The sequence below is a fragment of the Fibrella aestuarina BUZ 2 genome, from assembly GCF_000331105.1.
Lineage (GTDB): Bacteria > Bacteroidota > Bacteroidia > Cytophagales > Spirosomataceae > Fibrella > Fibrella aestuarina.
The window spans coordinates 3,915,483-3,929,018 of the sequence record NC_020054.1 but is presented as its reverse complement, the minus strand read 5'-3'; the positions used below and the strand labels follow the sequence as shown (position 1 = coordinate 3,929,018).

At 56.9% G+C, this 13,536-nt stretch carries 13 protein-coding genes; 7 read left to right on the top strand and 6 right to left on the bottom strand.

Annotated elements, in window-relative coordinates; all coding sequences use genetic code 11:
• Window positions 1-33 precede the first annotated feature (33 nt).
• The gene (locus tag FAES_RS15930; RefSeq protein ID WP_041257951.1) at window positions 34-1,935 is read left to right on the top strand and encodes a M61 family metallopeptidase; all 1,902 of its coding nucleotides are present in this window, start codon (window positions 34-36) and stop codon (window positions 1,933-1,935) included.
• Window positions 1,936-2,034: 99 nt separating this feature from the next.
• Here the strand turns inward: FAES_RS15930 and FAES_RS15925 are convergent, their stop codons facing one another.
• The 3 genes from FAES_RS15925 to FAES_RS15915 form a co-directional block, all read right to left on the bottom strand.
• Window positions 2,035-2,238 carry a hypothetical protein gene (locus tag FAES_RS15925; RefSeq protein WP_015332267.1) on the bottom strand — a complete coding sequence of 68 codons (204 nt, stop codon included), beginning with the start codon at window positions 2,236-2,238 and terminating at the stop codon, window positions 2,035-2,037.
• A 53-nt stretch (window positions 2,239-2,291) separates the two neighbouring features.
• On the bottom strand, window positions 2,292-3,824 hold the full coding sequence (locus FAES_RS15920) for a CCA tRNA nucleotidyltransferase (protein WP_015332266.1): 1,533 nt from the start codon (window positions 3,822-3,824) through the stop codon (window positions 2,292-2,294).
• A gap of 89 nt (window positions 3,825-3,913) precedes the next feature.
• Window positions 3,914-4,438 carry a Sua5/YciO/YrdC/YwlC family protein gene (locus FAES_RS15915; protein ID WP_015332265.1) on the bottom strand — a complete coding sequence of 175 codons (525 nt, stop codon included), beginning with the start codon at window positions 4,436-4,438 and terminating at the stop codon, window positions 3,914-3,916.
• An 81-nt stretch (window positions 4,439-4,519) separates the two neighbouring features.
• Here FAES_RS15915 and FAES_RS15910 point away from each other — a divergent pair, with 81 nt between their 5' ends.
• From FAES_RS15910 to FAES_RS15895, 4 genes are all read left to right on the top strand, one after another.
• Window positions 4,520-5,974, top strand: coding sequence for an alkaline phosphatase D family protein (locus tag FAES_RS15910; RefSeq protein WP_015332264.1), 1,455 nt, complete (start codon window positions 4,520-4,522; stop codon window positions 5,972-5,974).
• Window positions 5,975-6,017: 43 nt separating this feature from the next.
• Window positions 6,018-6,500, top strand: a complete 483-nt coding sequence (locus tag FAES_RS29045; protein ID WP_158408784.1) for an RNA polymerase sigma factor — start codon at window positions 6,018-6,020, stop codon at window positions 6,498-6,500.
• Window positions 6,497-7,312, top strand: a complete 816-nt coding sequence (locus tag FAES_RS15900) for an anti-sigma factor (protein WP_015332262.1) — start codon at window positions 6,497-6,499, stop codon at window positions 7,310-7,312. The genes FAES_RS29045 and FAES_RS15900 overlap by 4 nt, the downstream gene beginning before the upstream one ends.
• 99 nt (window positions 7,313-7,411) lie before the next feature.
• Window positions 7,412-7,987 carry a PD-(D/E)XK nuclease family protein gene (locus FAES_RS15895; protein ID WP_083891492.1) on the top strand — a complete coding sequence of 192 codons (576 nt, stop codon included), beginning with the start codon at window positions 7,412-7,414 and terminating at the stop codon, window positions 7,985-7,987.
• 57 nt (window positions 7,988-8,044) lie between these two features.
• Here FAES_RS15895 and FAES_RS15890 read toward each other — a convergent pair whose 3' ends face one another.
• Together FAES_RS15890 and FAES_RS15885 are read right to left on the bottom strand one after the other, a co-directional pair.
• Window positions 8,045-9,304 carry an MFS transporter gene (locus tag FAES_RS15890; RefSeq protein WP_015332260.1) on the bottom strand — a complete coding sequence of 420 codons (1,260 nt, stop codon included), beginning with the start codon at window positions 9,302-9,304 and terminating at the stop codon, window positions 8,045-8,047.
• Between the two features lie 111 nt (window positions 9,305-9,415).
• A complete protein-coding gene (locus tag FAES_RS15885) occupies window positions 9,416-10,267 on the bottom strand; it encodes a M12 family metallopeptidase (protein ID WP_041257950.1) in 852 nt (283 codons plus the stop codon).
• Window positions 10,268-11,025: 758 nt separating this feature from the next.
• On the opposite strand from FAES_RS15885, the gene FAES_RS15880 reads away from it, so the two are divergent.
• Window positions 11,026-12,714: a fatty acid--CoA ligase gene (locus FAES_RS15880; protein ID WP_015332258.1), complete on the top strand. Its 1,689-nt coding sequence runs from the start codon at window positions 11,026-11,028 to the stop codon at window positions 12,712-12,714.
• Window positions 12,715-12,797: 83 nt separating this feature from the next.
• Entirely contained in the window at window positions 12,798-13,286 is a 489-nt protein-coding gene (locus tag FAES_RS15875) for a metallophosphoesterase family protein (protein WP_015332257.1), read from the top strand.
• Between the two features lie 3 nt (window positions 13,287-13,289).
• Here FAES_RS15875 and FAES_RS30400 read toward each other — a convergent pair whose 3' ends face one another.
• On the bottom strand, window positions 13,290-13,460 hold the full coding sequence (locus FAES_RS30400) for a hypothetical protein (RefSeq protein ID WP_158408783.1): 171 nt from the start codon (window positions 13,458-13,460) through the stop codon (window positions 13,290-13,292).
• Window positions 13,461-13,536 lie beyond the last annotated feature (76 nt).

The following is a 13,536-nucleotide window of genomic DNA, read 5'->3' as shown; positions in this document are numbered from 1 at the left end:
CAAATCTTTCAACGAATGTACTGGTCTTTCCGTATGAACAGACGCTTGTCCGTGTTGTTTTTGCTCTGTATCTGTATAACCCTATGCACTGGCCCGGTCCAGGCAGCCCCATCGGGGCGGGCCCATTTACCCGCCGACGACCCCGCTGCCCCCGCTCCGGCCCGCATCACCTATGCCCTGTCGATGCCCCAACCGCAGACGCATTATTTCGAGGTGGAAATGCGCCTTCAGAACGCGGCGGCGGCCACGAATGCCCGCAAAAATGGGTACGTCGACCTGAAAATGCCCGTCTGGACGCCCGGCTCCTACCTCATCCGCGAATACGCCAAAAACGTGGAAGGGTTTACGGCCGCGGCGAATGGGCAACCCGTCCGTTCCGAAAAAATTCGCAAGAATGCGTGGCGGGTGTACAGCAACGCCGACGACATCACGGTGCGGTACCGGGTCTACGCCTATGAGTTCAGTGTACGGAACAGCTTCCTCGACGATACGCACGGCTACCTCAACGGAGCCACCATGTTTCTGTACCACGATGCGCTGAAAAACGGCCCGCTGACGCTACAGATTACGCCCTACAAGGATTGGAAAAAAGTATCGACGGCCCTCAAGCCCGTTGCCAATGCGCCGTTTACCTACGAGGCCCCCGATTTCGACATCCTGGTCGACTCGCCCATCGAGATCGGCAATCATCAGACACTGACGTTTACCACGGCCAACCCCGCTAATGCGGGGCAGGCGATTCCGCATACCGTGGCCATGTACAGCAACGGGCCGCTCGAGTATAGCCCCAACCGCCTCACCGCCGACTACAAGCGCGTTTGCGAGGCGGCAGCCAGCGTGGTGGGTGAGCACCCCTGCACCGACTACACGTTCATCGTGCACCACACCAACCAGGGTGGCGGCGGGCTGGAGCACCTCAACTCCACTACGCTGCAAACCAACCGGGTAGCCTACGCGTCGGAAGCCAACTACAAAGGGTTTCTGACGCTGGTGGCGCACGAATATTTCCATCTCTGGAACGTGAAGCGGATCCGGCCGGTGGCGCTTGGGCCCTTCAACTACGAAAACGAGAACTACACGCACATGCTGTGGCTGTCGGAAGGCTGCACCTCGTTCTACGAGGATTACATCCTGCGCCGGGCGGGTTTTCACACACCGGAGGAGTACCTCCGCATTGTCGCTAACGACATTACGGGCATCGAAAACCAGCCGGGCAACAACGTGCAGTCGGTAGCTGAGTCGAGCTGGGACGCCTGGATCAAGTACTACCGGCCCAACGAAAACTCGGCCAACAGCACGGTATCGTATTATTCGAAAGGATCGGTGCTGGGTACGTTGCTGAATCTGGCCATTCTGTCGGGCAGCAACGGCGAGCGGAACATGGATGACCTGATGCGGCTGCTCTACAATGAATACTATAAAAAGCAGAAGCGCGGTTTCACCGACGACGAATTCCGCCGGGCCGCTGAGCAGGTAGCCGGTACGCCGCTGACTGACTTCTTCGACAAAGGCGTGAATGGCACCGGCCCGCTTGACTACGCCCGGTATTTCGAGCCCGTAGGCGTGCGACTGGTCAATGTGGCCGCCAAGCAGCAGGACGGTTTTCTGGGGGCGTCGGCGGGTATGAACCCCAGCACCGGTCGCCAGACGATCACGGCGGTACGGCGCGGCAGCGCAGCCGATCTGGGCGGTTTGAACGTAGGCGATGAAGTACTCGCCGTCGATAGCGTCCGGCTCACCGACGAACTGCCCAAGGCCATCGCGGGCCGCAAGGCGGGCGACACGGTTCAGTTGATTGTGAATCGCGGGGGTCAGGTACGTCCGCTACTGATCAAACTGATCGAAAACCCGCTGCTCGCCTATCGCCTCGAAGTGCTCCCCAACGCGTCTGACAAACAGAAGGCGCTGTACGCGAAGTGGCTGTTTGTGAAGTAATGTTAATCTAACGTCAAAGCGGTCCAGGGTGGCTGACGCTCTTCACGGCTGCGTCAGCCACCCTGGACCGCTTTGACGTTGGATCGCTATAGCTTATCCCTACGAATTATTGATCAGGCTGATGCCGGAGCCGAAGAAGATCAGGCCGAGCACGAAGGGAGCAAAGGCTTTAGCTCCGGAAACCTGTAGCCCCAGTGTGGGTTTACCGTCGGAGAGAAAAGCGACCAGGGCAAACAGCAATACGGCGGCACCCAGGATGGTCAGGCCTGCGCCAAAGGAACGTCGGAAGTTATTCTTTTCCATAGACTTGCGGTAAAACGAGTAGCGTGTTTAGATGGTTAATGACGTAGATGGTCTTATTGTTTGCGCTCATCCGGTTGCGGTAATGATTTGGGCGTCGGCTGTGGCAACGCCCCGGAGGTATCTGGAGCTTCATCGCCAGGTACGTTCGTCGCTTCAACATACTTGGCCACGGTTAATCCGCGCTTTTCGCCTTCAGCGATCATAAACGGGTAGGCAACGGCGTATTGGTTGGGGATCATCCCTTCCAGAATGGCTTCCCGAACGGCCACTTTCAACTCCCCCACCAGCTTCGACGGTTTCAGATTGAACGTCTCCATGATCAGTTCGCCCGTGATCACCGGCTGAAAATTGCGCAACTGATCGCGTTCTTCCAGATCGTGTAGTTTTTGCTCCACCTGATCGAACCGTTGCAGATGCCGCTGTACTTTCTCGTGGTTCTTCGAGGTAATATCAGCCCGGCAGAGGGTCAGCAGCGCTTCCAGATCGGGACCAACATCGAATAACAACCGGCGCAGCGCCGAATCGGTGATGCCTTCTTTCACGAGCGGAATCGGGCGCATGTGCAGCCGAACCAGCTTCTGCACCTGTTTCATGTGCTCGTTGAGCGGCAGTTTCAGCCGCCGAAACAGCGTTGGTACCTGCCGAGCCCCTACTTCCTCGTGGCCGTGAAACGTCCAGCCAACGCGCTTATCGAACCGCTTGGTCTGGGTTTTGGCAATGTCGTGCAGCAGCGCCGCCCAACGTACCCAGAGGTCATCGGTCATGCCCGCGACGTTGTCGAGCACCTGTAGCGTGTGGTAGAAATTATCCTTGTGGCCTTTGCCATCCACCGTTTCCACGCCCTTCAGCGCTGTCAGTTCGGGCAGGATCAGTTCAAGCAACCCGGCATGGTAGAGCAGTTTGAAACCATACGATGGGGTTTTCGCCAGAATGATCTTGTTCAGTTCATCGATGACCCGCTCCATCGACACGATGGGCAGCCGGTCCTTCATCCGCACGATGCCGTCGAACGTATCGGGATCGATGTCGAAATTCAGTTGCGTGGCAAACCGAATGGCCCGCATCATGCGCAGCGGGTCGTCGGAAAAGGTAATATCGGGGGCTAACGGTGTTCGGATGATCCGGCGCTTGAGGTCGCCAAGCCCATCAAACGGGTCGATCAGGGCACCAAAGTCGGCGGCGTTCAGGCTGATACTCATGGCGTTGATGGTCAGATCGCGCCGATTCTGATCATCCTGCAAGGTGCCGTCTTCCACGATCGGCTTACGCGAATCGGCCCGGTACGATTCTTTCCGGGCGCCCACAAATTCCACGTCTACGTCGCCATCGGCGGGGTCGGGCATCCGCAGCATAGCGGTCCCAAAATTTTGGTATACGGCCACATGCGCCCCGGCGGCCTGGCCAACCGCTTCGGCCAGGGCAATGCCGCTTCCCAAACAGACAATGTCGATGTCTTTCGAGGGGCGTTTCAATACTAAATCACGCACATAGCCGCCCACCACGTAGGCTGGTATGTCCAGCTTGCGTGCCTGCTCGGCCACCCGCTCGAAAACGGGCTTTGTGTGCAGAAAATCAGAAAAATTCATTGACTGACTGTGCGATGCCTACCCGATGAGAACCGGCGACCCGGGCCGCTTTTGTCGTTCATCGGGCACGATACCCCACACATGGCTAGTTACTTACGAATAAACTCAATCTGTCCGCCGCTACCCAGGCGCATAATACGGGGCTTACGGAAATTCCGCGAGGCCTCGCCAAGCGTATAGGCAACCACGTTCTGTGCGGCCTCGGGCAGGCTGAAGCTTTCAAACGGCAGCGTCAGCAACCCTTTTCCAAAGCCGCCCAGCAGAAACTGAACCGGTTCGCTCAACGACTTCCGAATGGCGATCTCACCGCTGTCGGCCGGAGCCGCCACGTTCTTGCCGCCCTCAAACAACACCACCAAAGGTAGCTCGGCGTACTCAACTAAATCATACCCAACGTCGGGCATCTTAGCGACATATAACGCAACCTGGTCCGTATTCTTGGCTAACACTGTTAGCTGATAGGGGTTACGGGTCGCCCCTTTTAAGGCAATTAGCTGTTGCACAGCCGTTTCGTTCTGCGGATCAGCCGCCACCGACCAGCCGGTCTCGTCGGCAATGCCGATGAGCTGCCCTTGCCGGAGCGCCTGGATAAGATCACGATTTGTGGGAGTCATAGCTTATCGAACCCCAAACCGAGGCTTCAGGTTTCCTATTTCTGCGTAGTTTCAGCCGATCAAACCCGAACATCGCGCTCCATGCTCTCTCGTGTTTTGCTGCTCGCCCTGGGTAGCACCCTGGCGGTAGGTCCAACTGGCCAGGCCCAGACGCCCGCTCGCCCCACCCAAGCCCGGCCCGGCCAGCCGGCCGTGATTGCCCCCGCCGCCCGCAAACCAGCCGCCACACTTGCCGACACGGCCGCTCAGCCCAGCCGACCCGGCCCCATTCAGTCGGGTCCGATGGTTGGGTACGTCGACATGCGTGAAGCGGCAATCTGGGTGCAGACCAAGCAGGCCGCCCGTGTACAGATCCGGTACGTAGAACAGGGCAAAACCGCCCCGGTGTTTCTGTCGGATCCCGTGCAGACCAACAAGGCGCAGGCCTACACCGCCCACCTGATTGCCGATCGGCTGATGCCCGGCCGGCCGTATCAGTATACGGTGCTGGTGGACGGCAAGGCGGTCGGCCTGCCCTACCCGACCACCTTCAAGACCCAGCCGCTCTGGCAATTCAGGACCGACCCGCCCAATTTCACGTTTGCCCTGGGTAGTTGCACCTACGTGAACGAGCCACCCTTCGACCGCCCCGGTACACCCTACGGTGCTGGCTACGAAATCTTCACCAGCATCGCCGCCAAAAAGCCCGATTTCATGCTCTGGACGGGGGATAATACTTACACGCGCGAGGTGGATTGGAACAGCCGGTCGGGGATTCTGCATCGGTACACGCACACCCGCTCGCTGCCGCAGATGCAACCGTTGCTGGCCAGCGCGGCCAACTACGCCATCTGGGACGATCACGATTTCGGCCCCAATGATGCCGACCGGGGCTACTGGCTCAAGCCGGTTACGCTCGAAGCCTTCAAACTCTTCTGGGCGAATCCAAACTATATCTTCGAGGAAGGGTGCGCGGGTACGTTCGTGTGGGGCGACTGCCAGTTCTTTCTGCTCGACGATCGCACGTTCCGCTCGCCCGATGAACAGCCCGACGGCGGGGCCAATGGCCCGGTCAAAGCGTATTTTGGCGATCGGCAGCTCACCTGGCTGTTGGACGCCCTGCGCTACAGCAAAGCCACGTTTAAGTTTGTCGTCACGGGGGGGCAGATCATCAATCCGACGAAAAATTTTGAGAATTATGCCATCTACGGTACCGAACGTACCCGCCTGCTGAACGAACTGGCTGAGGCGAACATACCTGGCCTGCTGTTCATCACCGGCGACCGCCACCACAGCATCATTCACAAGCTCGACCGGCCGGGTACGTACCCGCTTTACGACGTAACCATCTCGCCCTTAACCTCGGGGCCAGCCAAACCAACCGCCGATGAACTGACTCAGCCCACGGTGGTGGCCGGCACCTTACTGACCGAACGGAATTTTGCCACGATGGCCGTGAGTGGCCCGGCAAAAAACCGCGTGCTCACGATCAGGGCGTTCGATAGTCGGGGCGTCGAGAAATGGAGCCGCACATTGCGGGCCGACGAGCTTCGCTAATTCGCCGATTTGGCTATATTTGGCCGTCTACAGCAACTTTTTTGTGAAAAGTCAGCAATACCTGGTCCCGGAAGATCAATTGCTTCGTCGGCTCAACAAGCGCGATGAGCAGGCGTTTCAATGGTTGTATGATCAGTATGCCCACGTCCTGTATGGGGTCGTTCTGACCAGCGTATGCCTTCCCGACGTAGCCAAGCAGGTTGTTGAAGAGGTCTTCGTCAAGGCCTGGAACGAGTTCGATCAGTTCAATCCTAAGAAAACGCGGCTGCTCACCTGGCTGCTTCGTCGGGCCCGGCAGGAGGCCCTGCGGGCTATGCCCAAAAACCCGCCGGGTCGCCCCCCTGAGGTTGATTCTGAAGCCGTAGAAAATCTAATTAGCCCCGAACAACGTACCTTACTTGATGCCGTTTACTTCCGGGGCCAGCTTGCAAGCGAACTGACTGGTGAAAAATCCGGTATTGATACTAACTTACGTGAGCGCTTGCGGGTGGTTCTTCAAGAATTGAAACTTGTGTTTACTCAATGAATATACCTGACTATATAACCTCTGGAATTCTGGAATCGTATGTCCTGGGCACGGTAAGTGATCAGGAACGACGCGAGGTTGACTGCCTGTCGGGTATCTATCCAGAAGTACGCCAGGAACTGGACCGGCTGACGCTGGCACTCGAAAACTATGCGCTGTTGCATAGTGTGGAGCCACCGGCTGATCTTCAGGAGCGTATTCGGAGTCGTTTGACCATGAATTCGGCCCCAATCATGGCGGAAGACGAGGCCGACGCCAACGTCATTCCGTTGCACCGCGAACGCCCCGCCTTTCAGGGTGCCTGGGTCGCGGCGGCGGCCGTTGGCCTGCTGTTAATTGCCTTCGCCTATTACCTCATCAGCCAATTGCGTACCGAGCAGCAACAGGGTGGCCAACTAGCAGCAACCAACGTAAAGCTACAGACTGAGCTGGGGCAGTTGCGTCAGCAGCAGCAACGCGATACCCAGTTGCTGTCACTGCTGCGCCAACCCGGCACGCAGACCGTTCGGCTGGCCTCGGCCAAACCCGACGGGTCTCGTGCCGACGTGATCGTTTACTGGAACCGGCCCAAGAAGCTCGTAACGCTGGAAGTGGAGTCCCTACCCGAGTTGGCCTCGAATCAGCAATACCAGCTCTGGGCGCTGGTGGATGGTAAGCCGGTCGATGCCGGCGTGTTTACCAACGGGGTTGCGCTACAGGAACAAAACCGGGCCATCCCGGCCGCCGATCAGTTTGCCATTACGATTGAAAAGCTCGGTGGTAGCCCAACGCCCACCCTCTCGGCCCTCGTCGCCATTGGGAAGGTCGGCTGAAAAAATAGTTAACCGTATACAGTGGACAGTGTGCGCTTGCTGACGCTCATGAGCAGCGGCGCAACGGCATACTGTCCAATGTATATGGTTACCTGTACTATGATCAAGTATCGCTTTTACCCAACGCTGCTGAATGTCTTTTCGCGCTACCTGCACGGCGGCAACCTGACCGAGCAGCAATTGCTCGACACCATCAACCGGGTGCCTACGCCCACTACCGAAGCGCAGCAACGTGGGATTTCCTTCGAAGAAACGCTGTTGAAAGGCGTTGACGAAGAGCGCTTCGACCCCGCCATTCTGCAAAAAGTGAGAAAGTTACTTCCGCGTCCGATCGTGGAAACGCAGGTTTATTGCCAATGGCAGATCGACGACGTCCTGTTTTATGGGTACGTTGATCTGATTGGCATGTACAAGGCGGTCGATATCAAAACGACCGGCTCCTACCAACCGGGGCGATTCCTGTTCAATCACCAGAATTTGTATCTCCACGCGCTGAAAAAGCGGGGCATCAAACTGATGGAGTACGTGATCACCGACTTCAGGGACGTCTACGTGGAAAGCTACGCGCTTACGCACCCCATCGACCGCCAACTCGAAGAAATCCGGCAGTTCAAAGCGTTTATCGACGAACACCGCCCCTTGATCACCGACAAAAAAATTGTGGTGGATGACTAGTGGGGATGCACCCTTCCAGCCATCACGAGCTACCCCTTGCCCTACCCCCCAAGCCCCTTACGAGAGCCGAACGCCAAACAGGTCTTTGGAGCGGGTGTAGATGTAGCCAACCACGGCGATGGTTACGGCCCCACCCACCATTACTGATGGCACGGTGCCCAGCAGCCGCGCCGCTACCCCCGACTCAAACGCGCCAATTTCGTTGGATGAACTGACAAAGATCCCGTTGACGGCCGCTACGCGGCCGCGCAGGTGATCGGGTGGGAAAATTTGCAGGATCGTCTGGCGGATAATGACACTGACACTGTCGAAGGCGCCCGTTAGCACCAGCATTACGATCGACAGATAGATGTTCGTTGACAGCGAGAACACGATGGTTGCGGCGCCGAACCCGGCTACCGACAGCAGCATGTTACGCCAGGCGTTGTGCGTGGGCGGAAACTTCGCCATAACCAGCATGGTAACCACCGCCCCGACCGACGGGGCTGCCCGCAACGCCCCCAGCCCCTGCGGCCCGACGTGCAGAATATCTTCGGCAAAAATGGGCAGGATAGCCACTACGCCCCCAAACAGCACCGAAAACAGGTCCAGCGAGATGGCGTATAGGACGATCCGGTTGGTAAAGACAAAGGTGAACCCTTCGCGCAGGCTATCCCAGAACCCGACGTTGGTTAGGTCGTGCGTAGCCACGGGTGGGTGCCGCTTGATGAGCGAGATGAACAGAAAACAGAGTACGTATAGTCCAATGGAAGCCAGCAGGGTATTCTCAAACCCAATGGCGGCGTAGAGCAGCCCTGCCAGCGCCGGCCCGGTGATGGCGCCGGCCTGCCAGAACGAACTGCTCCAGGTCGACGAGTTGGCGTATAGCTCCCGAGGCACCAGAAACGGTTTCAGCGATGAACTGGCTGGTGAGTAGAAGCCCCGCGCCGTTCCGATGAGCATCAGCACCCCGTAAATAACAGCCAGCCGCATCGTTTGCGAGTAGTGGCTTATCACCGACGGCCGGAACGCCAGATACAGCACCACCGAACTGAACATGATCACCAGCAGGCTAATCTGTAAGATTCGTTTTTTGTCGCGCCGGTCGGCCAGATGCCCGCCAAAAAGCGAGAGTAGAATAAATGGAATCGCCTCGGCTAGCCCCACCAGACCGAGGGCCAGCGGGTCGTGGGTGATTTTGTACAATTCATAACCCAAAATCACCTCCTGAATCAGCAGCGTGACCGTCAGCAGGAAGGAGTTGGCGATGTAATTCCGAAAATCGGGAATGCGAAGCGAAGCGTAAGGGTCGGTTGGGGCCGGCGAAACGGGTGTCATACCGCTATAACCCGATTAAGGACGCATAAATCACCGATAAGGCAAAGAAAAACCCCGTCGCTACCAGCAACAGGGTTTTCAACCACTGATGTACTCAGAGAAAACAGTGGCCTAGGGATACATCGACTGCACCGTGGCAATATCCATGGCCGACAGGCCCGTACGTTGCGCCGTAAACGTTTTCCCGTCTTTTTTCACGAGGGTAGGGCGGCCGTTGGCCGAAAATGCGTAGGAGTCGTAGAGCATAATGGAGTTGAAGTCGAGCCCGCCCGCCATATCGAAGCCGTCCCGACCCAGTTGCAGGTACGTTTTGAAGTCGTCCTGGTAACCAGCGGCCACGTTGGCCATATTCACGGTCACGTAGTTGTCACGGTCGGCGCGGCTGTGTTCATGGTACAAGCCGATGGTGTGCCCAATTTCATGAATGGTATTTCCCGTACTGCAGCCCGTACCCAGGGTGATAAACTGCTGCCCCCCTACCCGACCAACGTTCGACGAGCAGCCACTGCCCGGCCGGAACGTCACGTAGTAGCTCTGGTTGGTACGCGGCACAAATCGGATGGCGGTCTTGGCCTCCCAATGCGCAATTGCCTCAATCACACGTTGTTGATTGGGCAGGTTGGGCGCAATCGTGTAGTAAACCACGCGGCTTGGCCAACGCAGGCTCTTCAGGGTGCGGCCCGTACCATCGGCGGTGCGGTCGGGGTCGGTCAGGTCGGCTGGGCTCAAAATCATATCGCCCTGAAAAATGGCCTGTCCGTAGATGAGTTGATACCGTACCGGTTCGTTCAGGTAAATGCCTTCTTTGGTTTCACCGGTCTGATTGGGGAACGCCATCTCCACCACTGTGGCTTTCGACTCGGGAATAGCAACGGTATCGATGGCATCGGTTGAGCAACCAAACAGGGTCACCAGTAGTAAGCCCGCCAGAAAAAGCGGTAGTTGGGTATTGTGTCTTGTCATGTGTTGGATAGTCGATACGGGACAGGGCGCTGCGAGGCCCGCGGCTGCCTGGGGCAACCGCCGGATACGTGCCGGCCGAACGAAGGAATAGCCCCCAACAGGTAACCGCTGCACGCCGAGGCGCATACGTCACCAGTGGGTGGTCATGAATTAGCTAAGCAGGGAGTCACAAACCAGTGTGCGCACACTGGCAAGGCTGTCTAAATCCCGAGGGGAATTAGCTGAACGAAGCGTACGAGAATGGGGATGATCAGGCCCTCCTGATTGGGGGCAGCAGCGTGGCGGACATCATTTACGGGGTTTCGATGGGGACATAGCCGGTACTCACTTTAGCCAGGCTAACCAACTGGCTGCCCGTAGAAGTAACTACCGCATGATGGTAAATCCCACCACGTACTATGTTGACGCAAAACCGGGTAGATGGTCAAAGTTGTTCATAAAAAAGTTGGATAAAGCGTGTAGCGTATGCCTTGTTAAAGGCAAATTAAAGGCCAACAACTATCCTATTTGAAAATATGATTGGTTATTAGCCAATTTAAGACAGAATTACTCGAGTACATGATACGTTTACTAACAAGTGAGGTAACAATGCCTTTAAATGAATTAGTTGTCAACGCCTCATTTGTAGAATTCCATCTACAATTTCCCCACCTGGTGTGTATCCTTTTCTACGTTTACCACACTAACTAGCGTGGCGCAACAACTCTTGTTTATTTTGCTTTATACAAAACCAGTATAAACCCCATTCGTCTATTCCTATGTCGATCCGCCTAATCCCGCGAGCTAGCCTGGCCCACGAGCCAGCCCTGTTACTGAAAACTCTTCTACAGCAATCGAGCCGTTACGAACCCCACCGCGAAATCGTCTACCGCGACTTGTTCCGAATGAACTACCAGACGTTCAACGAACGGGTAAAACGGCTGGCTAACGTGCTGACCGAGGCGGGGGTGCAGCCGGGCGATACGGTTGCCGTGATGGACTGGGATAGCCACCGGTATCTGGAAGCGTTCTTTGCCATACCCTGCCTGGGCGCCGTGCTGCATACGATCAACGTGCGGCTGTCGCCGTTCCAGATTCTGTATACGATGAATCATGCCGTCGATAAAGTGGTGCTGGTGCATGAAGACTTCCTGCCGATCATCGAGGCGATCCGCCCTCAGCTTACGACCGTAGAGCGGTTTATCGTGCTGTCCGACAAGGTGTATCAGGAGGGCCGTATTGACACGGCCGATTACAACGTACCTGACGGCATGGCGGGCGAGTATGAACGCCTGCTCGCAGGTACGTCGGACGAATTTGCGTTCGAGGATTTCGACGAAAATGCCATTGCCACCACGTTCTACACAACCGGTACGACCGGTCACCCAAAGGGTGTCTATTTCTCGCACCGGCAGTTATTTATGCACACCATGGGGCTCTGTACGCTGGTATCGGGCCTGCAGGCCGTACCATTTCAGTCACCTACGGATGTCTACATGCCGATAACGCCCATGTTCCACGTGCACGCCTGGGGGTTTCCGTTTCTGGCGACCATGCTGGGGGCTAAACAGGTGTATCCCGGCCGCTACGAACCTGAACTGCTCCTTAAATTGCTGCTGAGCGAAGGCGTGACCCTCTCGCACTGCGTCCCCACCATTCTGAACATGCTGGTCAACAACCCGGCCGCCGATCGCTTCCGCGAGCAGCTTAGTCGCTGGAAGGTGATCATCGGAGGCTCAGCGCTCACCAAGGGGCTGGCTACGGCGGCCCTCAGCAAAGGGATCCGGGTGTATCAGGGCTACGGCATGTCGGAAACGGCCCCGATCATGGCGCTAACGTACCTGAACGATCAGGAGCGCGCGCTACCGACCGAGCAACAGGTCGATCTGCTGACGCGGGCCGGGCGGGTTGCGCCCTTCATCGAGCTACGGCTTATGGACGAAGCGGGCAATTTTCTGCCTCACGACGGGCATGCCATGGGCGAACTGGTCGCCCATGGCCCGTGGCTAACGCAGGGCTACTGGCAGGAGCCCGACCGCAGCGACGACCTCTGGCAGAACGGCTGGCTGCACACTGGCGACGTCGCCAGTATCTCGGCCGATCATTGGGTGCAGATTGCCGACCGAACCAAAGACGTTATCAAAACGGGGGGCGAGTGGGTATCGTCGCTGGAAATTGAAAACCTGCTCTCGCAGATTGATGGCATCGCCGAAGTGGCCGTGGTGGGTCTACCCGACGAAAAATGGGGCGAGCGCCCGCACGCGATCGTGGTCCTGAAACCGGATTTCGTCGGAAAATTGGAACCCGATGCAATCAAAGAGGCTTTACAGCACCGGATCGATCAGGGCGAACTCAACAAATGGTACGTACCCGATCGAATCATTTTCGTGCCGGAAATCCCGAAAACCAGCGTCGGAAAACTGGATAAAAAACGCATCCGTAGCGAAATGAAAGACCAAATTTTGTAATGAATGATGGGTAATGAATTGGCTGGCGCGGGCTGATCCTGGGCCAGCCAATTCATTACCCATCATTCACATTCCCCTTCTTTATGACCCGAATTGGCCTGCTCTCCGATACACACAGCTACCTCGACCCGGCGGTGTTTACGCACTTCGACGCCTGCGACGAAATCTGGCACGCGGGCGACGTAGGGGCCGCAACGGTAGCCCAGCAATTAGCGGCTTTCCGGCCTCTGCGGATCGTGTCGGGCAATATCGATTCGGAACAGGATTATCCGGCCAATCTGCGGTTTGAGTTGGAAGGGTTCTCGGTCTGGATCACGCACATCGGGGGTGCTCCACCCCGCTATAACCCGGTTGTACGGCCCTTGCTGCAACAGCGCCCACCTCAGTTGTTCGTCTGCGGGCATTCCCACATCCTGAAAGTAGTGCGCGATCCGAAGCTGGCCAATATGCTTTACCTGAATCCCGGCGCAGCCGGTAAAACAGGGTTTCATCTTATCCGAACCTGCCTGCGCTTCACGCTCGACAACGGGCAGATCAGCGACATGCAGGTGATTGAATTAGGCAAGCGGTAACGGTTACCGGCCCGCAATGCTCTCGCCAAAGGGAGCCCCTACGCGGGAAAGCGAGCGGAAAACCTCAGCGTTGGTATTGACAAAGGCGAGGGCTGATCCCCGCAGGCTTGTCCAAAAATCGACCGCAGACGGCGTTTGATACATCAGTTTAACAGTTGTGCGAATGGAGTTCATACAGGTTGTATTTCGTTAACAATCAGGCCAGTAGTCAATCGACTCGTCTAGCCCATTATCCCTTACTTAACAAGAT